This is a genomic window from Fictibacillus sp. 5RED26 (genome assembly GCF_015903895.1).
Taxonomy (GTDB): domain Bacteria; phylum Bacillota; class Bacilli; order Bacillales; family Fictibacillaceae; genus Fictibacillus; species Fictibacillus phosphorivorans.
In genome coordinates, this window is sequence record NZ_JACZDU010000005.1 from 136,121 (window position 1) to 159,734 (window position 23,614).

Below are 23,614 nucleotides of genomic sequence, written 5' to 3' on the forward strand. Positions count from 1 at the left end.
GGTATTTTTAAAGGTTGAGATTTATGTTTCGTAAAGGAACTTACGCAAGTTATAAAGGGAAAGAATATAAGTTTACTGAAGCAGAAGAACAAGAGAAAATTGAATTAATTAGTTATGACCCTAATGAAACAGAAAAGGGCTTTGTGTTATATTCTCCGGGAGTATTTATTAAACAAGTGGAAGTAAACGATGTAGATGAAATGTATTATATTGATCCACTCATTAATTATCAAGGTGAGCAGTTTAAAGGTATGAAATTAGGTAATGGACAGTTAAAATTATCTACACCAGATGCCAAGATAGCAGAAAAATTTGGTTTTGAAAGATCAGATAAATATCTATATACAAAGAATGTTGAGTGGGACGAAGTAGATATTATTGAGGGTAAAACACCCTTTGAATTGAGCTAAATTAACCCAGAATGCTTTAATAAGGTGAATAACTTGACTACTAATAATTTTAATATAAATGTTCATGGAGAACTTCTTGATAACAAGATTTCAAAAGAGAAATTTTTCAATATATTTTCGAGTTTTTTATTGGTTAATAATGTTGAATCTAGCACATTCATGTTTAAGAAACCGATCCTTATGAATGAGATGAACTTTTGGATAATTGTACATTTTAAAAAAGACTTTGTTTCAAGGATTGAATTGGAAAATGCTGAAGAGTCGTTAATAAATAATTACAACGACTGGTCTAATTCTAATATAGAAAAAAAGAAAGACAGTCATGATCATTGGTTGAAAAGGAATCTTGGAGAACCTTCTTATATAAAAGAAATGTCTACAATTTATTCGTTTCCTTTTGGTCAAATTACTTCATACATCGATCAGAAGAGCGGAGAAGTGGGAATTGCAATTGAGTACAAATAATGTGTACTAAATAGTAAGATAATCGGTTGAGAATGACTAGGTCCTGTATATATGAATAATAATATGAAAATAGAGGAGTGTCTCATGAAGGGTAGTTTGAAAGATGGAATTATTATTATCGAAGGCTTCATGGTAACTCCTAATACAAAGATGATTGATTTTATTACATATTTTCCTAGTGAAAAAATTAAAATTATAAAAAATGAAGCAGTTAGGTTCAAACAAGCTGTTTTACTGGACAGTAAATATTTTATAGTTAGTTTGAGATTCAAAGAAGAAATATCGTCTGTTAACCTTGTTGTTTCAGATTTTACTTTAGACGATTGGGATTACGTGGCTAAAGCAGATCAACATGGTGAGTGGTTATGTAAACAGATTGGATATCCTCAAGGATTGTTAGATGAAAACTCTTTTAGTTGGGGAAAAATCATTCAATGGGAAGATTTCAGATCCCATCAATCACAAATTAATATACTATATAATAATCGAGTCTAAATATTTTTTGTACTACTAAACCAATTACAACAGACTAGATTGATTCTTTTTTTCGATATGCAATTATCTATATCCTAGGTCTTAATAAAGTGTATTTACTAACAGGGAGCTTATTAATGATTATTGATGATTTAAATTGGAATTCTTCATTAGTCGGATGGACTTTCAAAGGTGAAAGTAAAACTTTTTGCATCTCCAATATTATGCATGCAAATGTAGAGGAAAACTATATTAATGTGGTATGTGGAGAGAAAAACTCAGAGGATGAAGTGTTCAATATATCATTTGAAGGAATTGTTCAATTTTATTATAACAAAAACACTGGTAAAACATTTTGGTTACATAATGGTTTGAAAGTAGATCTTGTCCTTAATTCTATAAACAATGCGAAAATTTATAAAGGTGAAAACCTTGTGCTGTGTATTACAAGTAATACTAATGGTGTAACAAAGTTATTAGGGTATTCAACAGATGGAAAGCTAATTTTTGAAAAGGATGAACCGGTAGATCTGAAGTTTTTATATTTATCAGTAGCAAATAATCATCCGTCTATAGTATGTGAAGGTGATGCGAAACACACTGATAAATTTGGGAGAAGTACCCATCATGTTTTAGTAAATAAAAATAATGGATATTTAACCTGGGCTAATTTAGCATACTAGTATGTTTACGTTAAAAATCCTTATAAAATGAACACAAGAATACAAAACTTTTGTTTCGACTTTAATAGTAATTGCGCTTGTTTCTATCTAAGGGATTCTTTTTAGCTCGAAAAAGAGATAAAGTTAAAAAGAACTAATATACATACACAAAAAGAAGGATCCAGCCGGATCCTTCTTTTATTGTCTATAATTTAAACGAACTCTTCAGTGAAACGATCTCATTAAACACAATCTTTTCTTCTGTTGTATGCTTCGGATCAACATTGAAGTAGCCATGACGGAAGAACTGGAACTTATCTTGAGGTTTCGCGTCCTTCATGTTTGCTTCAATAAATCCTTGTTTTACGATAAGTGAATCTTTGTTCACGTAATCCAAGAATGTCTTGCCTTCGCTATCTTCTTCCTTTTCCATATCTTCATCAGAGATGAGTGGCTCATAAATACGGAATTCTGCAGGTACGGCTTGTGTCGCTTCAACCCAGTGAAGTGTACCTTTTACTTTACGGCCTGTAAAACCTGAGCCGGATTTCGTCTCCACATCATACGTACAATGTAGTTCAACGACATGACCGTTTTCATCTTTTATGAAATCTTCGCATTTAATGAAGTAAGCATGCTTTAAGCGTACTTCGTTACCAGGGAAGAGACGGAAATACTTTTTCGGAGGATCTTCCATAAAGTCTTCACGCTCGATATAGATTTCACGCGAGAACGGAATCTGACGTGATCCCATTTCAGGATTCTCTGGGTTGATCTCAGCATCTAACATTTCAACCTGTCCTTCAGGGTAGTTTGTGATGACCACTTTTAATGGATCAACAATACCCATCGTACGAGGTGCTTTTACCTTAAGATCTTCACGGATGAAGTGCTCAAGCATCGCTGTGTCGGTTACACCAGACCCTTTAGAAACACCAGCTGCTTTTACAAACTCAACAATTGACTCAGGCGTGTAGCCTTTACGGCGTAATCCAGAGATTGTCGGCATACGTGGATCATCCCATCCATCTACATAGCCTTCGTCTACTAGCTGCTTAAGCTTACGTTTACTCATTACCGTATTCGTCAATCCTAGGCGGCCGAATTCGATCTGCTGTGGCTGGCTATTCATCTCACACTCTTCCACAACCCAGTTGTAAAGAGGGCGTTGATCTTCAAATTCTGTTGTACAAAGCGAATGTGTAACGCCTTCGATCGCATCCTCAATCGGATGAGCAAATGCATACATTGGATAGATGCACCACGTATCACCTGTATTGTGATGAGTTGCGTGAGAGACACGATAAATGACTGGGTCACGTAAGTTAATATTAGGTGAACTCATGTCGATCTTCGCACGAAGTACTTTTTGACCGTTCTCGAACTCGCCTTTACGCATGCGATCGAATAGATCTAAGTTCTCTTCTACAGAACGGTTGCGATAAGGGCTTTCTTTACCTGGCTCTGTCAACGTTCCGCGGTACTCACGAATCTCATCAGCAGTAAGGTCATCAACATATGCTTTTCCTTTTTTAATTAAAAGCACAGCACGCGCATACATTTCTTCAAAGTAATCGGAAGCAAAACGAAGGTTCTCCCATTCAAACCCAAGCCACTCGACGTCGTTCTTAATCGCATCAACGTATTCTTGGTCTTCTTTTAATGGGTTCGTATCATCAAAGCGCAGATTTGTTTCTCCGCCAAACTCATCTGCAAGTCCGAAGTTGATTACGATTGATTTTGCATGTCCAATATGAAGATATCCGTTAGGTTCTGGAGGGAAACGAGTAACGATTTTCTTATGCTTTCCTGATTCCAGATCGTTTTGGATGATTGTTTTAATAAAATTAGAAGAACTATTCTCCATCCCGTATCAAGCCTTTCCTTATATGTAAACTAAGATATACTTTACATTATAACAAAAATAAATTTCAACTAAACGTATTCTTTTAGGGATATGGAGATTATTTATCAAAGAAATGGTGGGATCAACATGAATGTCATTGACTTGCATTGCGATGCATTATTAAAACTATGGGAAACGGACGGCAGGCTGAATTATGCAGATGCGCCACAGCTTGCTACAAATAAGAAACGACTGCAAAAAGGAAAGGTGAACGTACAGTTCTTTGCGATTTTTATTGAACCCTTTATTCCGAGTGATCAGAAATTCCAATCTGCTCTTCAACAAGTGGATTATTTTTATAAAGAGGTTCTTGGTAAAAATCCAGAGATGAAGCATTTGAAGAACTGGAATGACTTTCAAGCATTGAAGGATGGAGAAATTGGAGCAGTGCTTACGCTTGAAGGAGTGGACGCGATTGGGGACGATCTTACGAAGTTAAGCATCCTGCATCAACTCGGTGTTCTTTTGATCGGTCTAACATGGAATCACGCAAATCTTGCAGCTGATGGTGCACAAGAACCGCGTGGAGCTGGTTTGACGGTGTTTGGAAAAGAAATTGTAGCGTTCAATAATAAAAATAAAATTTTAACCGATGTATCTCATTTATGTGATCGCGCCTTTTGGGATGTGATGGAAATTGCCGATTATCCGCTTGCCAGCCATTCTAATTCACGCGTACTTTGTGACCATCCACGTAACCTGACGGATGAGATGGCAAAAGAGATGTTTGGTAAAGGTGGAGTGGTGCACGTTGTGTATAACCCGCCATTTACGAAGAATGAAGGATCAGCAAGTATTGGTGACTTAATTAAGCACATCGACCATTTTTGTGGACTTGGCGGGGTAAGACAAATTGGGTTCGGCTCTGATTTTGACGGCATCTCGCAACTTATTACAGGTTTAGAAGATGCATCTATGACTCAAAACTTAATCAATGAGCTATTAAAACATTATTCAGAAGAAGAAGTCCGTGGATTTGCGTCTCAAAACTTCATGAATTTTATATCTAAAATATAATTTCGATGTAAAGGCTGGCATTCTCCCGGGATGTCAGCTTTTTTCTATGGAGAAGGATAGGAGTGCTAGCTGCGAACGATCGTAATTGCCGCGAACGATCTATAAGCGAGCATAAATCTTCGGGAACGATCATAAAAGTCCGTCGCCGAGCATAAATCTCATAAAACCACACGACCGAGCATAAGTCATCTTTACCTAGCAAAACTTCCACAAAAGCCCACTTCATATGCTCTTCTTTTCTCCTATAAACTCTCATAGCTTATATAGAACAAGTAAACGAAAGGAGTCTGTATATGTATTACAACCATCCAGGTTTTCAAAATACAGGAATGAGGCACCAAGACGACCTCACAATGATGAATCGCCTAATTGTATCGGGTGAAGGCTCTGTTTCTGCTGTGCCAGATCGAGCTCTGCTTACAATAGGAGTCATTACAGAAAACCAAAATTTAAGTGTGGCTCAAAAGGATAACGCTGATAAAACGGCTTCTGTTATTCGAACACTGATATCACTAGGTATTTCTCAAAGTGATATTCAAACCTCTAGTTTTCGAATTGAACCTCAATATAACTATGAAAATGGACAGCAACAATTTAGAGGATATCGTGTAGAGCACCAGCTGCAGGTCACGGTAAAAGATATTCGGCAAACAGGTCAGGCAATCGATCAAGCGGTAGCGAACGGAGCTAACTCTGTATCGTCCATTCAATTCACCGTTTCAAACCCAGATGCCTTTTATAATCAAGCGTTGTCACTAGCAATTCAAAATGCTCAACAAAAAGCTATTTCGATGGCAAGGGCATTACAAGTTACACTTCGGCCGGTACCGCTCAACGTTCAAGAGGTATCTCAATCCTTACCTCCTAGACCTGTTCCGTTTCAAGCCGTAATGTATGCACAAAGTGCGGAAACCCCTATACAGCCAGGCGAGAATAAGATTACAGCCTCTGTAAAAATTCAGTATACGTTTAGTTAGAAAGGACAGGTGCAAATTGACAGTCTGATATGTTGCGCATTATACTTAACCAAATGGTTAAATATAATGCAGAACATTTAAATGATGTATTTTCAGTTCTATCTGATCCGACTAGGCGTACGATCATCGAGCAGCTATCAAAAGGAGAAAGGAGTGTGCAAGAGTTAGCCCAGCCTTTTGATATGTCGCTTCCTGCGATCTCGAAGCATTTGAAAGTTTTAGAGAATGCAGGTCTTGTCACACACCGAAAAGAGGGACGTTTTCGCTATTACGCAATAAAACCGGATTCAATGGATGAAGCATGTGAATGGATTTCTACGCTTAAAGAGCTTTGGACAAAATTTGAAGGTATGTTTTGCTGCAGCAAGCAAAAAAAGCAGTGAAGCATATGCTTGGAGAGTGAACAATGGAAACGCAGGATGAAATAATAAAGGTGCAAAAGATTGTGAAACGATATGGAGATTTCACTGCCGTGGATGGAAGTGAATTCTCTGTACATAATGGAGAGGTGTTTGGTTTGCTGGGACCAAACGGAGCGGGGAAGACGACTACACTTGAGATGTTGGTTGGTCTTCGCAAGCCGGATGAAGGAACTGCCATCGTTGGTGGATTCGATATTACAAAAGAGCTTGATAAAGTAAAAGAAGTAATTGGTGTACAGCTCCAATCTACTACTCTTTTTGAGCTATTGACCGTAGATGAGATCCTTCATCTTTACGGCAGTTTTTACCGCGAACATATTTCGATTCCTGAACTAATTGATGACATGCTTTTAACAGAGAAAAAGAATAGCAGAATAAAAGGTTTGTCTGGTGGTCAAAAGCAGAGACTTGCGATCGCGCTTGCACTCGTGCACGATCCGCAGATTATTTTCTTGGACGAACCTACGACTGGACTCGATCCACAAGCACGCCGTACGTTATGGGACATTATTTTACGATTGAAGGAACGTGGCAAAACCGTTGTACTGACGACTCATTACATGGATGAGGCACACGTGCTATGCGATCGTATCGCCATTATGGACCAAGGAAAGCTAATAGCTCTCGATACGCCTAGTGAACTTGTGAGAAATCTTCAGTCGGATAGCGCAGTTGAATTTAAATTTAACGATGAAGTAGATATAGCTTTATCAGAGATTGACGGAGTGAAACAAGTGGGCAGTCAGAAAGATGTACACGTTCTATATACGGATGATCTACAGAAGACTTTAACGAGTTTAATCGCTATTGCTTCTGAAAAACAGTTGAAGCTTGTAGATCTCCAAACGAGAACGGCAACACTTGAAGATGTGTTTATCCACATGACAGGAAGAAGGTTAAGAGAAGGATGAGATCTTACTACTTACTAACATTCGCGCAGCTTCGCATCTTCCTTAGAAACAGACAAGTACTGTTCTGGACCCTTGCCTTTCCGATCGTACTGATGGTTATGTTAGGTTCATTCTTAGGAAACGGTAATGGGGTTTCCATTACGGCAGCTGTTGTTGATCAGGATAAGAGTGAACAGTCGAAGAACTTAGTAAAAGAAATAGAAAAAAACGAAGCGGTATCTCTTGAAAAAAGCTCAAACGAAAAAGATGTGTTAAGTCAGCTAAAACAAGGTGACCTAACGCTCGTAGTTACTATTCCAAAAGGCTATGGTGAAAATCTTTCTGCTGGAAATAAAGCAGATCCGTTCAAGCTGCCTGTTTACTATAATGAAACGAACATGGCGATGTCCCAAGTTGGTCTTCAGCTTGTCAATAATGCGGTTGACACGATCAGTAAAAAATCTGTGAATTACGAGCCTGTTGTTGTAACAGAGTCAAAAGGTGTAGAAGCACTGAACCTTCGTTACATCGACTTCCTAGTACCGGGAATCGTGGCGATGATGATCATGAGCAACAATATGAATGGTGTGGCAGGCCAGATCTCGTCATGGCGTGAACGAGGAATCTTACGGCGTATGCAAGGAACAACACTAAAAGCATCTACATTTATTGCGGCACAAATTACCGCTCGTTTTATGCTGAACGGTTTGCAAGCGATGATCGTACTAGCTGTCGCTTGGGCGGCGTTCGGCATTGAAGTGAGAGGTTCGTGGTTCACCGTAATTGCGTTTGTAACCCTTGGGACGTTAGCCTTTATGGCAATCGGTTTTATCATCGCAGGTATTGCCAAGACTCCTGAGAGTGCGGGACCGATTGCTGGTTTTCTATCGTTTCCGATGCTGTTTTTAGGAGGAGTATTCTTTCCGATACGAGACATGCCCGAGTTTTTGCAGCCGTTTGTACAAATTCTTCCGATCGCTCACTTAAGCCATGCTCTTCGTGAGACGATGAACGTTGGAGCTTCGTTCTTAGATCTCGGTATGGAAGCGCTGATTCTAGGAGGCTGGTTAATTGGAGCGTTTATCGTAGCAAGTTTCACGTTTAAGTGGGAATAGATAAATAACAGAAAGAGGAGAACGAAATGAATACACAAAATTATAACAATCATGCACGTATGCATCCCATCTATCATTATGTACTTTCATTGCTTGTGCTCGGAGGACTAATTACAAGCATTGTTTATTTGGTTAAAGCAGAAGATAAGTTCCTAGGCGTAATATTAATCGTGATGTCTCTCAGCCTGTTAGTGACGTTTGCTTTACTTCGCATGTACCCATTAAAAGCTCAAGATCGAGCAATCCGTGCAGAAGAGAACTTGCGCTATTATGTTTTAACAGGAAAGTTGTTGGATGGAAGACTTACTGCAGGGCAGATCGTAGCCCTTCGATTCGCACCAGACGAGGAACTTCCACTTCTGGCTGAGAAAGCAGCAGCTGAGAACATGAAACCAAAGGAAATAAAAGAAGCGATTACGAACTGGAAAGCGGATCATTATAGAATCTAAACAAAAGGATGCAGGGGTTAAAGCCTCTGCGTCTTTTTATTTGCAATATGGGGATTTAATCTCATTTAATATTATTTGAGAATACAATTCAACGTTTTAAATTAAAGGTAATTTTGTAGTATAAAAGAGAGGGGGAAATACACGCGATAAAATATTTCGGGACTTTATTCATGGTTACAAGGATTCAAAATTCAACAAAAGATAAGATAGTTATTGAAATATCGTGTAAAAATATGGTAGTAATTGGTTTGGGTAGAAAATATTCCGTTGCTCTAACATCACTCATATCAAGGGTTTTGGTAGTGATAAGTAAATAGTATCAAAAATTTACAAATTTATGGTTTCATAATTTCCATAATAGGGCAAATATAGGTGTATTTATCCATTTCCACTTAGAAGCAACCGATCTTAAAGATCGTTGTTTATAAATTTTAAAAGATAAGGGAGAGAAGAAAATGTCAGGAATTATTCGCGTTACACCAGCAGAACTAGTAGATATGTCAGGTCGTTACTCCAATGAAAGTAGCCAAGTCGGGGAACAAGTTTCACGTCTAAATGCAATGATTAGCCAATTAGAAGGAATGTGGGAAGGGGAAGCTAGTAAAGCTTTCAGCCAACAATACGAGGCTCTAAAGCCATCTTTCCTTCAAATGCAACAGTTGCTTGAAGATATCTCTGCTCAACTTAACAATACATCTAGAGCTCTAGAAGACGCTGATAACCAAATTGCAAGCCAAATTAGAGGGTAAGCTTTTTAACTTTTGGTTTTTTGTTTCATGGGGGCGCCTTCTTTATTAAAGGCGCTCTTCATTTTTTGAGGTGATGATTATGTACATTGAAGTTACCGTAGATTTAAAAAATTATACAGGGGAAGCCTTTGACCTTCGACTTTCAAACTTCCATACTGTAAAAAAAGTGATAGATATCGTTTGGCAAACAAAAGAAATTGACTCTCCGCCTAGAGACGGTTACTGGGTACGTGTGCCAAATAAAAATATTGTACTCTCGGGAAACCAAAAATTAATAGAGAGTGGAATATTGACAGGTGATCGTTTTGAAATTCTTTGAGGGGGTCTAAGCAATGACCGAAAAAAACAAAACATATTTGGAACAAATCTTAGAATCCCAGATTAGTAGAGATGTGGATTCTATTACTTTTGCATTCCAAAAAGAAAAAATTAAGCTGGATGACGTTATTGAAGTAGAACTATTAAAGGAATTGGATACAGATATTCAACGATCCATTATCGTTGATGAAAACGAGCTTAAGATTACCATCCTCCCCCATTCTAATTACCGGTATTTTCCTGAGTTAACAAACCAAAATGATAGAAGTAAATGGATGTTTGCGTTTCAACTCACAAAGAGAGTAAAAGAACATACATTGAATCGTTTACATTTGGTGGTATGTCCTGAAAATATAGTATTTGATCAAAGTCTATCACCAGCTTTCCTACATTATGGAGTGAAAGAAAGTATTCCTCCTTACGAAGCAGATCATGAAAGAGTTTGGAAAGAGCTTAAAGCTACGATTGTTTTCTTAGTGGACGGTAAACATTCCTTTCATGATTACCTAAAGCTTCATGAAACCATTGAATTATCAACCACTGCTAAAGAGGTATTAGAAGTTGACGATTTGAATGGACTGTTACTTTTCATACAAAAAAAATTAAATGACATAGATGAAAAAGATAAATTGATGCTAAATATTCCACAAAAGAAATGGAAGATTACACAATATGCTTCCTTGGGATTATTGATATGTTTCATCCCGGCTATCATATATACGATTTATTCCCTGTTCTTTTTACAGCCTAGACAAGAAGCATTTGTTAGCAGTAACGAACATTTTCTAGGTAAGGAATATAGTGAAGTCGTTGAAGTGATGTCCGATTATGATGTCGAGGATATGCCAAATGTGGTTCAATACCAGTTAGCATCATCTTACATAATCAATGAATCACTTACTGAAGAACAAAAGGAAAATATTCAAAACACCGTTTCCCTACAATCAGAACCTCTCTATTTTCAATATTGGATACATATCGGAAGAGGTAATGCGAAGGAAGCGCTCGATATTGCACGTTCGTTAGAAGACAAGGATCTTATTATGTTCGCACTTATTAAATATCGTGAAGAATTAAAGTCTGATGATAAATTAAGCAGTGAGGAAAAACAGCAAAAAATTAAAGAAGTACAAGCAGAAATAGATGAGTATCTCGAAGAGCAAGAAGCAATTAAAGAAGAAGAAGAGCGACTTAAAGAAGAAGAGAGAAAAGCTGAAGAAGAAAAGCAAAAAGAACAAGAAGCAATGGAGCAAAAGGCTAAGGAAGAAGCAGCAGCTGCTGAAAAGCAAAAGCCAGCATCACCACCGAAACCGGCCAATGCGAATTAAAGGGGGTGAAGTATGAGCACACTATGGGTGTTTTTTAATAACAACTATCAGCAAATCAACCTGGATAACGAGTCTCTTAAATCTATAACGATAGGTCCGAACATTTCAGATTCCGTTACGGTTAGAAACTTTCCATTTAGCAAAGGTATTTTGACGATCAGTCGAGATAAGGAAAAGATAGAGGTTTACCAAGATGATAAAGTCATCGGTCATGTAATGGTAGATAACCTATTCCAGGTATCAGATGGAGATCAAACATTACGAATCTATCTTACAAATGATAGTGAGATTCAACAGTCTTATTATATTGGCTTTGAAAAAGAGTACACTTTTTCTGCAACAGGCTCAGAGGCTGATCTCACTTATCAATCTATAGAGAGCTTTGGTTCTGAAGAAGTTTCATTCGTTCTAATAAAAGCTAGAGAGAGATGGATGATCTCACCGAATAAAGGAGAGCTTTATCTGAACGGCCATAAGATAGCAGGTCCTACAAAATTTGAGGTAGGGGATCTTCTATTTTGGCCATTTATGTCGATTAAGTTATTAGATATAGACTTAATTCAGGTTATCAGTAGAAAAGACTTCATAACCAAACTCCCTGCATCAAAGAAGCCCGTTTCAGAAATGAGCAAGAAATATCCTAATTATCGAAGAACACCACGAATGGTTTTTGATCTACCCAAAGATAAAGTAACGCTGTCATTTCCATCACAAGAGGGTGAAAACCCCAATAGAGGTCTTTGGTTAATTATCATGCCTCCTCTATTAATGATGCTTGTTATGGGTATTGTTGCAATCATACAACCTAGAGGGATTTTTATTATCGTTTCAATGGTGATGTTTGCTACTACACTTGTTACTTCTTCGGTTCAGTATTTTAAAGAACGTGGAAACTTCAAGAAAAGAAAAATTAAACGCCAGAAAGTTTACAACTTGTATCTCGATAACAAGAGAAAAGAACTTGAAGAGTTAGCGGAAAAGCAGAGGAACGTGCTTCAGTATCATTATCCATCGTTTGAACAAATGAAATATTACACAGAAGAAATATCTGATCGAATCTGGGAAAGAACACTTGAAAGCCATGATCTTCTTCAAATAAGAATAGGGTTAGGGAACGTTCCTTCAAGCTATACATTATCTTTAAACAGTGGAGATATGGCGAATAGAGAAATTGATGATCTGCTAGAACAATCACAAAAGATGGAAAAAGTATACCAAGAAGTTAAAAATGTTCCGATAACAGTTAATTTATCAAATGGAGCAATGGGGCTTATTGGCAAAGAATCGGTGATGAAGAATGAACTTCATCAACTCATTGGCCAATTGGCATTTTTCCATAGCTATCATGACGTAAGGTTAATTTTTATTTTTAATGAAAAAGACTACAGCCAATGGGAATGGGTAAAATGGCTACCGCATTTTCAGCTGCCTAACTCTCATGCAAAAGGTCTGATCTATAATGAGCAGACGAGAGATCAGTTACTATCTTCTGTTTACGAGTTGATTCGAGAACGTGATTTAGATACTGGTAGTCAAAAAGAAAAAATGACGTTTTCCCCTCACTTGGTTTTTATCATACTCGATCAACAGTTGCTTTCAGAACATGTTTTGCTTGAATATTTAGAAGGAGAATACTCTCATTTAGGCATTTCGGTAGTATTTGCAGCAGAAACAAAAGAAAGTTTAACTGATAATATTCACACTCTTGTCCGCTATATTAATGAATCAGAAGGCGACATATTAATCGAGGATAAAAAAGCTGTACAAATACCCTTCAAACTCGATGCACATAAGCAAAACGGAAATGAAAGATATGCAAGAACCTTAAGGACCTTGAATCACCTTGTTGGAATGACGAATTCAATACCAAATAGTGTTTCATTCCTCGAGCTATTTGGCGCAAAAGAAGTTGTTGATCTGCCGATTCAGCACAATTGGACAACGAGAGAATCTTCTAAATCACTTGCAGTCCCAATAGGGTTAAAAGGTAAAGAAGATCTTGTTGAACTTAATTTGCACGAAAAAGCACATGGTCCACATGGTCTTTTAGCAGGAACGACAGGTTCTGGTAAAAGTGAATTCTTACAAACTTACATTTTATCTTTAGCTGTTAATTTCCATCCTCATGAAGTTGCCTTTTTATTAATTGATTATAAAGGTGGAGGAATGGCCCAGCCTTTTAAGAATATGCCCCATCTGTTGGGTACGATTACTAATATTGAGGGAAGTCGTAACTTTACTGCAAGGGCACTTGCTTCAATCAAAAGTGAGTTAAAAAGACGACAGAGATTATTTGATAAATACGAAGTTAACCACATTAATGAATATACAAATCTGTATAAACGTGGTGAAACCAACGAGCCTATGCCGCATTTGTTTTTGATTTCTGATGAATTTGCTGAGTTGAAAAGTGAAGAACCAGAATTCATTAAGGAATTAGTTAGTGCGGCGAGGATCGGAAGAAGTTTAGGTGTGCATCTCATACTTGCCACACAAAAACCAGGCGGAGTTATTGATGATCAGATTTGGAGTAACGCACGATTTAAAATAGCTTTAAAGGTTCAAGATGCCGCAGACAGTAGAGAAATTTTAAAAAATGCTGATGCTTCATCCATAACAGTAACGGGCAGAGGGTACCTTCAGGTCGGTAATAATGAAGTATACGAATTATTCCAATCGGCTTGGAGTGGCGCACCATACTTGGAAGAGAACGTTGTAAGTGAAGATGAAGTCGCGCTTGTAACAGATTTAGGTCTGGTACCTTTATCTGGACTATCATCAGATTCTAAAAAGAAAAAGGATGCAGAAGCAGAAATAGATGTCATTGTTGACCGAATTGAAGAGCTGCAGAAAGAAATGGGGATTAAAAAGCTCAACAGTCCTTGGCTGCCTCCATTAAACAATCGTTTAATTCATAAAATAGAGTTTGAGGAAAAAGACTCAGATATTTATTTAGGTTTAGTTGACGAGCCTGAGAAACAGTCACAAACTCCTTATGTATACAAATTAATGGATGATGGAAACATTGGGATTTTTGGTTCTTCGGGGTATGGTAAGTCGCACTCTGTCATGACAATTTTAATGTCTATGGCAACAAAGTTAAGTCCTGAAGAGTTACACTATTATCTGTTTGACTTTGGAAATGGGGCTCTTCTACCTTTAAAACAGCTTCCTCATACAGCAGATTACTTCCTGATGGACGAAGAAAGAAAGATAGAAAAGTTCATGAGATTTTTAAAAGATGAAATAGCAGAGCGTAAGCAGCAATTCCAAAAAAGTGAAGTAAGCAGCATTAAAATGTATAACAAACTTCACGAACAAAAGTTACCAATCATCTTTTTAACGATTGATAACTTTGATTTAGTTAAAGAAGAGATGCCAGACTTAGAAATGCAGATGACTCAGTTTGCACGTGATGGACAAGCACTAGGAATCTATATGATCTTTACTGCTACAAGAATCAATTCAATCAGACAGTCTCTCATGAACAACTTAAAAACAAAAATTGTTCATTATTTAATGGATCATTCAGAATCGTATACTGTTCTCGGCAAGGTGCCTTTTTCATTAGAACCTATCCCAGGAAGAGCGATTATCAAGCGAGAAGAAGCATATTTCTCACAAGTTTATCTGCCTACTCGTGGCGATGACGATTATGAACTATTAGAACATATGAAACAAGATATTATGGGAATTGTTGAAAAGTACAAAGATAGTGCGAGTCCAGAACCAATTCCAATGCTGCCATCTGAACTTACGATGGTGAATTTTACGCAATATACCGAAGGAAAACAAAGACCAGGTATCATACCGATTGGGCTTGATGAGGAATTTGTGCAGCCAGTCTATATGAACTTCCTTAAGAATAAGCATTGTTTAATTGTTGGACAAACACAAAAAGGAAAAACAAATGCGTTAAGGGTTATGCTAAATACCATTTTGCTTCAAGATACAGAAACGATAGGTATGTTCGATTCAGTGGATCGTGGACTTTCGAATTATGTTGGAGAGGAAAAAGTCGTGTATCTCGAAACGAAAGAAAATATTTCTGCGTGGCTAGATCAAACAGAAGAAGTACTTAAGCAAAGAGAGAGGGAATATGTAGAAGCTTTATCCAATGGTACAACATTGAATCAATCTTTCGCACCTTTATATTTTGTTGTTGATGGATATTCAAGATTCCTTCAATCTACTGACAGTCTACTTCAAGATCGGTTATCTAAGTACATGAAGAATTACAGTCATCTTGGGTTCAATGTTATTGTCTCAGGAAATAACAACGAAATCACAAAAGGCTTTGACTTGTTTACGAACGAGATCAAACAAATTCGACAAGCACTCGTTTTGATGAAAAAATCGGAACAAAGCCTGTTTACCTTACCGTATAACAGGAAAGAAGAAGATGTTCATGCAGGGTACGGTTATTACGTAGAAAATGGAAAAGAAACAAAAATTCAAATTCCTCTAAGTGTCATCGAAAGGAAGATATACACATGATGAACTCATGGAAATATAGGATAAAGATGCTTTTGGCTGTGGCTATTATTCTAGTATTCCCCCAACTGTTTATGAACTTTTTGGGAGAGAATCCTATGGAAGTAAAAGCTAACGGTACCCGTTCTATAGCAATTGTAAATGAAGATCTCGGTTCAGAAGAAAAGGAGAATCAATTACAGTTAGGCAGGGAAGTTCCAGCTATTCTAAAAGATGGATCCGACTATAAGTATACAGTTATCAGCAGAAGTGCAGCAGATAGCGGTCTTAAAAACAAGAAGTACGATGCTGTAGTTTATATTCCTTCAAACTTTACATCTAATGTTATGACATATGATGAAAAGCAGCCAACTAAAGCAGATTTTCAATATACGGTTCAATCGCAGTTAACGGCTGTGAATAAAGAAAAAATATTACGTGAATTGGATTATGCAGGTAATCGCTTAAATAAACAGATGACTTCACTTTATTGGAATTATGTTTCTCAGGATATGAAAAAGGTCAGAACAGAGTTTGACCGTATACTTGAGAAAGAGATTGAGTTCCAAACGACGATGATTAGTTTTTATAAGCCTAGTTCCGGTGAACTTGCCGGCGAACTGCAGAGGCAGAAAGATATGCTGGTTCAGCTTCAATCAAGTATGAAGCAAGCGGACGATTCGTCTGCGCAAGGAAGTAATAATTTAAAGCAATTCGAACAAAATTTAACATCCTTTGTTACTTATGTGGAACAATATAAAAACTATCAATCTGAGCAGCAGCTGCTATTAGGAGAAGCTCAGCAAACAAATCTACAATCTATTCAGGCAGGTAAGGAAAGTTTAGTAAATAAACAAGCTGAAACCAACCAGTACTTCCGTGAACAAGGTGATTATTTTGTATCGAGTATGAATTCTATGAACGATTTACTGGAAGGAAATAATCAGTCTATTGCTAGTCTGAACGACGAAAGAATGAAACAAGTTGAACGACAAATAACGGATATGAAGGTCCTCCACAACGATTTATTAGATGCCTTTATCCTTCAGCAGAAACAATCAACGCTAGCTACGTTAGAAGAGAAGATAAAAGCAACTCGTGGTCAAGTAGGTGGAGGTAATCCTGGTGGTGGTGGACAACCTGGAACACCTGGAACTCCTGGTCAGCCAAATCCAACAGATTTTACTGAAGAATTAGGCGAATTACAATCAATTAGCCAAAAAACTTCAGAAATCATTGAGATGTTAAAGCTTGTCCCTGATCCTAAACCAGAAAATGTTAATAAAGCCATAACTGAATTAACGAACTTAAATAACCGGGTTATTGCTGTCAAAGGAAAGATTGAGTCAAAATCCAATCAATCTGGTTGGAAGCAAGAGTATGATAAGTTAAAAGTTGCTTACGATCAACTTCTTTCTAACTATCAGAATGTAATCAACACAACCACTTTGAATGATGAGTTTTTCAATCTATATAATCAAATTCGTAAAAAAGAACAAGAAATATTAGATTTAAACGATAGTCTTACAGGTCTGTTTAGTACCCCTCTTACGATTAACTCTTTCGATGGTACCCTTGCGTATTATGCTTTACTTTCTGAGTATCACACGACCTTAGTGGGGGCTGAGAATGATAATAAGGAAACTGTACTAGCTAATGAAGAATTTAATAAGAGAGTAGAACAGACTCTTGGTGTAAATGGAGAAGAACAAGAGAAATGGGATGCTGTAAATGGTTCATTTCCAGCTACACAAGAGGAGATGAAAGGATTAGGGAATTCGTTTTCTCAGTTTAAAGAGAATTATCAATTTACCCTTGAAGGCCAGCAGGAAGCATTAATGACTGACATAGGTTCTATTGAGGAAAGCGCAAATACTGTTTTAGTAAAGTTACAAGAGATGCAAATGAGTGAACCTGAACAAGCTGGAGAAGGATCACTGTTAGTAACAAATCAGCAAAGTATTAGCCAAGAGGTCAGTATGATCGATACTTTAATGGACTCGTTAAGTGAAAGACAAAATTCAGTCGTGAATTATACGGGTGATATACAAACAAAAGTAAGCAGTGTTCAGAATGATGCAACTGTATTAAATGAAAAATGGACAACGAATGTAGAATCTACAAAGTTGGTAAGAGATGATGTATTTGATGTACTCGGCAATACTTACGTAGATGGGCAAAGTAATGGGTACGTATATGATTACTTAGCTAATCCATTAAAAGTTTCGGGAGATAATCCACAGGTAGATTCACAAGCTGTTAAAGCTGTACCGCCAGTGGCAATTCTTATCGTCATTTTAATTAGTAGTTTACTAATTGGCTATTTTAGTTACTACTTTAGCCCACTTCCGTTTTTAGTGAAAAATTCTGTTTTCGGATTGCTGAACTTGATCGTAGGTCTTGTTATTAGTTTATTTGGATTAGAGATCTATTCATTATCAAATACAAATTCGATTCAGTTTTCTGTATTCACCATATTATTGCTGACAGCTGCATCAACCTTAGTGCGCTCAGCGTTTAATGTTGGCCAATTCATTGGATGGATTGCTAGTGTAGGTTTAATCTTATTCTTTGTTAGTCCTTTACTTGCTCTAGCAGCACCTAACTTCCAATATGAAGATCCAATGTCTGCTGTATATCTGTCCATACAATACGGTGCAGATAATGATTATTTAATAGGCTGCTTTTTCTTAGTTGGATTGACAATTTTATTGTCTTTAATTCCATATGCCGTTCGATTATGGAAAAAACCATCTAAGAAAGCAAATACGGATCAGGCGCATGAAGCTTATTAAAAAGATTTTATCGGGCATGATACTATTTCTCATATGCATTGGACCAGAAACAGTATTTGCAGGTGCAACCATTAGAGATTTAGCGCCAAATCTATATGAAGAAAACCAGATTAAAGAGAGTACGGAATATCTTCAAGAGGAATCACTGTCTGATAAGAAAGAGCGGCTTCCAGAAGAGCAGAAAGATTTAACGTTCACGAAGACGGCGGATAACCAATTGGAAGATTTGCAGGGTGGTTTGTTTGACCAATCTGTTAAGATGGATAATAGTACTGCATCAAAAGCTAAAACGATGGGACTTTTCTCCGCAGGAAGTGAAGATACTCTCTCTAACTCTGTAGATGATGAAGAGCAGAATGTTAATAAATCGGGATTTTCTATTTCGGTGATTTATTCTGCATTAATTATTCTAGGTGTCGCTGTTTTACTAGCACTACTGATACCTGGTATGAGAAAAACCAGATCAGGAGCAAACAGTCATCCTTAACAAAAAAGCTAGTTCTTATGAGGTTATTTACCTTCTAAGAGCTAGCTTTCTTTATTTTTTATTTAAACCGTCTTCCTCTCGATCAATCGTACCTGGATCTCTTCATGCGAAACTTCCTGACCGTTCAATGCTTGCTGAAAAAGTTTTTTGCCGACTTCAACAAAAGGTATTTCAAGTGTTGTAATATGCATTACTTTTGAGATGGGTTGATTATCAAAGCTCATGATTGCGACGTCGTCAGGTACAAACAAACCGTTTTCTCTGCATGCTGTTAAGATTCCTGCAGCTACTTGATCACTCGTGACAAGTAAAGCGGTCGGACGATTTTTCATATCCAATAAATTCTCTACCACACTGACCCCATCTTCTACATCGAAACGGCTTGTGAAAATATAATTTGGTTCATAACGTAAGGAATACCTTGTTAGAAATTCTTTATAAGCAGCATCTCGTTGCTTGCTGTTAGTTCCAGTCTGTCTCCCAATCGTGTAGCCAATATGGTGATGCCCTTTTTTGTACAGATAATCTAGAGCCATTGTAAATGTTTTATAGTGATCAATAAATGTAGTAGAGATCTTATCGTTTCTTGAATCTTCACAAAGGACGATTGGTCCATACTTTCTGTAACTTTCAATGACGTCCCACTCACAGATCCTAGAGCAGATGATCAGTGCATCAATCTGCTTATCTTCAAGCATCCTTAAAGCTTCCATTTCTTTCGCTTCTTCATAATTGGTTTGAATAAGAGCAAGCTTATAGTTGTGGTTCAATGCTGCGTTCGCGATTCCCTCGATCAATAAACCAAAATAAGGGTGGTTAGAGAAAGGGACGACTACACCTATCAAGTGCGTCTTTCCTCTGCTCAGATGAACGGCGTTGATGTTACGGTGATAATTGAACTTTTTCATAGCAGCTTTAACGGCTGATACTTTTTCCTCACTTACATACGGATGATTATTGATCACGCGGGAGACTGTCGTAACAGAAACACCGGCCATCTTTGCTATATCTCTTATGTTGGTCATGCCTTCACCTTTTCTTTTAAAAAAGTTTTTCTTGCTCTGAAACGCGTTTCATACCATACCCTTTGTATATATCCAAAAGGAGGTATGCCGTATGGTGATTTTAACTGGCATTGTTAGTCTTAGTTTTATGTGCTTCTCAGTCCTGTCCCTGTCTTCATTTACAGTTTCACTTCAGGAAAAAAGCGGACTGCCCCAAAAGAAAAGGGATAAAAAGGATCAGTTCAGTTATTTGTTTGATGTGTATGGTGACTAACCTATTAAATTTATTGTAGTAACATCTGTAAACTTGTTCAACTCCATTGCCGAAATTAGTCACAATCAGTTAAACTGTAAAAATATTAACGCTCTACTTTTGGGTAGAATGAAGGTAAGTAATTAATTGGAGAGTATGCTAAATGGAAATGGAGAAACAAGAAACCTACGACATAATGGCAGTTTGTCTACTAGCAGGCAAAATTATGCTGCAAAGCGGAGCTGAAACGTACCGTGTGGAGGATACGATGATGCGTATCGCTTCTTCTTTTGGTGCTTATCAGTCGCACCCTTACGTAACACCAACAGGAATTCTTTTTTCTGTAGAAGGTGATGAGCCTACAAAGACGAAGCTGATTCGAATTGTCGAACGAACAACAGATCTAGAGAAGGTCGCACAAGTGAATGGTATATCGCGTAGAATCAGCGCTGGTGAATTTACGATCGAAGAAGCATATAAAGAGCTAAAAATGATTAGTGCATCAGGTTCTCCTTATTCTTTGTGGATTCACGTATTAGCAGCAGCTGTCTCTTCAGGCTGTTTTCTAATCATGTTTCAAGGGGAATGGAGAGACTTTTTGCCCGCTTTTATCACAGGTGGACTAGGGTTCTTGTCCCTGCTTTATTTTCACCAGCTAGTTCCTATAAAATTTTTCTCGGAGTTTTCTGCTTCCCTTTTAATTGGATTACAAGCTCTCTTCTTTGTTTCGACAGGAATTGGTGGTGAGTTGGACAAAATTATTATTGGGTCCGTTATGCCTTTGGTACCGGGTTTGCTGATTACGAATGCTGTTCGTGATTTAATGGCAGGACACCTTATCTCGGGCCTGGCTAAAGGCGCAGATGCTTTTTTAACAGCTTTTGCAATAGGTGCAGGAATCGCTGTTATCTTTTCATTTTTTTAAGAAGGAGCGTTCACGATGACAATTGTTGAACAGATCATTACAAGTTTTATAGCGTCAGCAGCGTTTGTTATCATTTTTAACGGTCCGAAGCGCTCCCTGTTTCACTGTGGATTAGTAGGAATGATCGGATGGATTTTCTATTTTTTATTAGAAACAAATGGTGTAGATATGGTATTAGCAACGGTTATCGCATCGTTTACGATCGCTATCGCTTCACAATACTTTGCCAAAAAGTACAAGACACCCGTTATCATATATAGCGTAGCTGGCATCATTCCTTTAGTACCAGGCGGTATTGCATACAATGCAATGAGAAGCTTCGTGGAGAATGATTATAATCTTGCAATTAATCTAGCTGCTAAAGCCTTTATGATTTCAGGTTCTATTGCGATCGGTCTTGTTTTCTCTGAAGTCATCAACCAGATTATTCGGAAATCAAAGCTTAAGACGATTGTAAACAAAACACACTAACCCTAATAATAGTTATGTAAAACCATCTGATGATCAGGTGGTTTTTTTTATTGCACATTTATTCATGCTTATATTCTACTATTTTTTTCTGAATATTTGAGATTCAACTAGGAACTGTACACGACAAAAGATACAAATGTCCATACTGGAAAGAATTTTATCTTGTTTTCTTACCATGACTAACTTCATAATAGGTAAAAAACCGTAAATAATTTTGGCGTTTCTGGTCACAATTTGTAATCATATATGATTTATCATATAATTACAAATAGAGAAAATTTTCAGTCAAATACAAGGGGGTAAAGTTTTTGAACAGCTTTGAAACGTTTGTAGGAGATGCAGTGGCGATTCTGTGGAGTCAGCCGATGATTTATTTTTGTTTAGGCGTAGGGCTATTATTCTCAATTTTAACGAGATTTTTGCAAGTTCGTCATTTTAAAGAAATGATCAAACTCATGTTAGAAGGAAAAAGTTCGAAAGCGGGAGTTTCCTCTTTCCAAGCTTTGGCGATTGCGTTATCAGGCCGAGTAGGAACGGGTAACATCGCAGGAACAGCAACTGCGATCGGATTTGGTGGCCCTGGTGCGGTTTTCTGGATGTGGATGATCGCATTTATCGGTGCTTCTAGTGCTTTTGTTGAATCAGCACTTGCTCAAGTGTATAAAGTGAAACAGGACGGGGAATATCGTGGTGGCCCTGCGTATTATATTGAAAAGGGTATAGGTTGGAAATGGTACGGGATTATTTTCGCCATATCAGCTTTAGCTGCTATGGCACTACTGATGCCGGGTATCCAGTCTAACTCGATTGCTGCTGGACTTGATAATGCTTTTAACATCAATCCGTCCGTAACGGGTATTTTCTTAATTGTTATTTTAGCCGCTATCATTTTTGGTGGTGTTAAAAGGATTGCCAATGTAGCGCAATATGTGGTTCCATTTATGGCAATTGGCTATGTGCTTGTTTCATTAATCATTGTTGCTTTCCATATCCCTCAGATTCCTGAAGTACTTTCTTTAATTTTTAGGAGTGCGTTCTCTTTTGATTCTGCATTTGGTGGAATTGTAGGTTCTGCGATCATGTGGGGCGTTAAGCGAGGAATCTATTCAAACGAAGCGGGGCAAGGTACAGGGCCTCATCCAGCTGCAGCAGCTGAAGTATCTCATCCTGCTAAACAAGGACTTGTACAAGCGTTCTCTGTATATATTGATACATGGCTTGTATGTACAGCAACAGCTTTCATGATTCTTTTTACAGGAATGTACAATGTTCAAAATGAAGCAGACAAGTCGTTTATTGTTGAGAACCTTCCTAACGTAGAAGCGGGAACTGCTTTTACTCAAGAGGCGATTGAATCTGTTCTTCCTGGGTTCGGTTCTGGATTTGTTGCTATATCATTATTCTTCTTTGCATTCACAACGATTATGGCGTACTACTATATTGCAGAAACGAATATCGCATACCTTATGAGAGGCCGTAACAACAAAATTCCTATGTTCTTGCTTAAGATTGTAATGTTAGGAACGACGTATTACGGAGCAGTGAAAACAGCAGACTTAGCTTGGGCACTAGGAGACCTCGGCCTAGGTATCATGGTTTGGCTGAACTTGATCGCTATCCTGATTTTAGCTAAGCCAGCACTTCGTGTATTAAAAGATTACGAGGAGCAAAAGAAAGCTGGGCTTGATCCAGTTTTTGATTCAACCAAACTGGGCATTAAGAATGCTGAGTATTGGGAAGGCGGATATAAAGAGTCACAAGGTAATAACGAAGAGAAAGTATCATAGTGAACAATTATGAACAGGCTGTTTGTAGCAGCCTGTTTTTTTATTGTGGTTTAAATAAGAAGCATTACAGGAATTCTTATTAAAAAGATGTTTTCATATCCTTTGTTGTTTTTGGAAGTATTGTTCCCGTATCCAGATACTTGCTTTCTAAGGAGAGGCAAAAGCTTCCTAACCCAATTAGCTATTGATGTGGACACGCAATACGTTTCGCTCACGTAGTCAATAAGGATAAATGAA

General features: G+C 37.6%; 22 protein-coding genes. 20 read left to right on the forward strand and 2 right to left on the reverse strand.

All coding sequences use genetic code 11. The annotated features are described in order from the left end of the window. Positions 1–23 precede the first annotated feature (23 nt). The 4 genes from IHV10_RS17545 to IHV10_RS17560 all read left to right on the forward strand — a co-directional run bounded on the left by IHV10_RS17545 (position 24) and on the right by IHV10_RS17560 (position 2,032). The gene (locus IHV10_RS17545) at positions 24–410 is read left to right on the forward strand and encodes a hypothetical protein (protein ID WP_197132493.1); all 387 of its coding nucleotides are present in this window, start codon (positions 24–26) and stop codon (positions 408–410) included. 33 nt (positions 411–443) lie between these two features. After that, positions 444–875: a hypothetical protein gene (locus tag IHV10_RS17550; RefSeq protein WP_197132495.1), complete on the forward strand. Its 432-nt coding sequence runs from the start codon at positions 444–446 to the stop codon at positions 873–875. A gap of 84 nt (positions 876–959) precedes the next feature. Further along, positions 960–1,370, forward strand: coding sequence for a hypothetical protein (locus tag IHV10_RS17555; RefSeq protein WP_197132497.1), 411 nt, complete (start codon positions 960–962; stop codon positions 1,368–1,370). 116 nt (positions 1,371–1,486) lie between these two features. Next, positions 1,487–2,032, forward strand: a complete 546-nt coding sequence (locus IHV10_RS17560; protein WP_197132499.1) for a hypothetical protein — start codon at positions 1,487–1,489, stop codon at positions 2,030–2,032. 184 nt (positions 2,033–2,216) lie between these two features. Here the strand turns inward: IHV10_RS17560 and IHV10_RS17565 are convergent, their stop codons facing one another. Further along, the gene (locus IHV10_RS17565; protein WP_197132502.1) at positions 2,217–3,878 is read right to left on the reverse strand and encodes a glutamine--tRNA ligase/YqeY domain fusion protein; all 1,662 of its coding nucleotides are present in this window, start codon (positions 3,876–3,878) and stop codon (positions 2,217–2,219) included. Between the two features lie 126 nt (positions 3,879–4,004). Here IHV10_RS17565 and IHV10_RS17570 point away from each other — a divergent pair, with 126 nt between their 5' ends. From IHV10_RS17570 to essA, 12 genes are all read left to right on the forward strand, one after another. Continuing rightward, on the forward strand, positions 4,005–4,934 hold the full coding sequence (locus tag IHV10_RS17570) for a dipeptidase (RefSeq protein ID WP_197132505.1): 930 nt from the start codon (positions 4,005–4,007) through the stop codon (positions 4,932–4,934). Between the two features lie 293 nt (positions 4,935–5,227). Continuing rightward, complete coding sequence (locus tag IHV10_RS17575; protein ID WP_197132508.1) at positions 5,228–5,911, forward strand: SIMPL domain-containing protein; 684 nt, start codon at positions 5,228–5,230, stop codon at positions 5,909–5,911. A 53-nt stretch (positions 5,912–5,964) separates the two neighbouring features. Then, entirely contained in the window at positions 5,965–6,294 is a 330-nt protein-coding gene (locus tag IHV10_RS17580; protein WP_137791594.1) for an ArsR/SmtB family transcription factor, read from the forward strand. Positions 6,295–6,317: 23 nt separating this feature from the next. Continuing rightward, on the forward strand, positions 6,318–7,244 hold the full coding sequence (locus IHV10_RS17585) for an ABC transporter ATP-binding protein (protein WP_137791487.1): 927 nt from the start codon (positions 6,318–6,320) through the stop codon (positions 7,242–7,244). Beyond that, complete coding sequence (locus tag IHV10_RS17590; RefSeq protein WP_197132511.1) at positions 7,241–8,338, forward strand: ABC transporter permease; 1,098 nt, start codon at positions 7,241–7,243, stop codon at positions 8,336–8,338. The genes IHV10_RS17585 and IHV10_RS17590 overlap by 4 nt, the downstream gene beginning before the upstream one ends. Positions 8,339–8,364: 26 nt before the next feature. After that, complete coding sequence (locus tag IHV10_RS17595; RefSeq protein ID WP_197132514.1) at positions 8,365–8,787, forward strand: DUF6526 family protein; 423 nt, start codon at positions 8,365–8,367, stop codon at positions 8,785–8,787. A gap of 455 nt (positions 8,788–9,242) precedes the next feature. Beyond that, a complete protein-coding gene (locus tag IHV10_RS17600; protein WP_137791490.1) occupies positions 9,243–9,536 on the forward strand; it encodes a WXG100 family type VII secretion target in 294 nt (97 codons plus the stop codon). Positions 9,537–9,615: 79 nt separating this feature from the next. After that, entirely contained in the window at positions 9,616–9,855 is a 240-nt protein-coding gene (locus IHV10_RS17605) for an EsaB/YukD family protein (protein WP_144704142.1), read from the forward strand. Between the two features lie 13 nt (positions 9,856–9,868). After that, positions 9,869–11,182: a type VII secretion protein EssB gene (gene essB, locus IHV10_RS17610; protein ID WP_197132517.1), complete on the forward strand. Its 1,314-nt coding sequence runs from the start codon at positions 9,869–9,871 to the stop codon at positions 11,180–11,182. A gap of 12 nt (positions 11,183–11,194) precedes the next feature. Further along, positions 11,195–15,679: a type VII secretion protein EssC gene (essC, locus tag IHV10_RS17615; RefSeq protein ID WP_197132520.1), complete on the forward strand. Its 4,485-nt coding sequence runs from the start codon at positions 11,195–11,197 to the stop codon at positions 15,677–15,679. A gap of 26 nt (positions 15,680–15,705) precedes the next feature. Next, entirely contained in the window at positions 15,706–18,450 is a 2,745-nt protein-coding gene (gene esaA / locus IHV10_RS17620; protein ID WP_255552066.1) for a type VII secretion protein EsaA, read from the forward strand. After that, on the forward strand, positions 18,437–18,937 hold the full coding sequence (gene essA, locus IHV10_RS17625; RefSeq protein ID WP_197132526.1) for a type VII secretion protein EssA: 501 nt from the start codon (positions 18,437–18,439) through the stop codon (positions 18,935–18,937). Before esaA ends, essA begins: the two co-directional genes overlap by 14 nt. Before the next feature lie 62 nt (positions 18,938–18,999). Here essA and IHV10_RS17630 read toward each other — a convergent pair whose 3' ends face one another. Beyond that, entirely contained in the window at positions 19,000–19,962 is a 963-nt protein-coding gene (locus tag IHV10_RS17630) for a LacI family DNA-binding transcriptional regulator (protein WP_197132529.1), read from the reverse strand. Between the two features lie 91 nt (positions 19,963–20,053). Here IHV10_RS17630 and IHV10_RS17635 point away from each other — a divergent pair, with 91 nt between their 5' ends. The 4 genes from IHV10_RS17635 to IHV10_RS17650 all read left to right on the forward strand — a co-directional run bounded on the left by IHV10_RS17635 (position 20,054) and on the right by IHV10_RS17650 (position 23,377). Further along, a complete protein-coding gene (locus IHV10_RS17635) occupies positions 20,054–20,215 on the forward strand; it encodes a hypothetical protein (RefSeq protein WP_197132532.1) in 162 nt (53 codons plus the stop codon). Positions 20,216–20,357: 142 nt separating this feature from the next. Continuing rightward, positions 20,358–21,119 carry a threonine/serine exporter family protein gene (locus IHV10_RS17640; RefSeq protein WP_191754508.1) on the forward strand — a complete coding sequence of 254 codons (762 nt, stop codon included), beginning with the start codon at positions 20,358–20,360 and terminating at the stop codon, positions 21,117–21,119. Between the two features lie 15 nt (positions 21,120–21,134). Next, positions 21,135–21,590 (forward strand): threonine/serine exporter family protein, encoded by a 456-nt coding sequence (locus tag IHV10_RS17645; RefSeq protein ID WP_137791495.1) that lies wholly within the window; start codon positions 21,135–21,137, stop codon positions 21,588–21,590. 365 nt (positions 21,591–21,955) lie between these two features. After that, the gene (locus tag IHV10_RS17650; RefSeq protein WP_197132714.1) at positions 21,956–23,377 is read left to right on the forward strand and encodes an alanine/glycine:cation symporter family protein; all 1,422 of its coding nucleotides are present in this window, start codon (positions 21,956–21,958) and stop codon (positions 23,375–23,377) included. Positions 23,378–23,614: the final 237 nt, after the last annotated feature.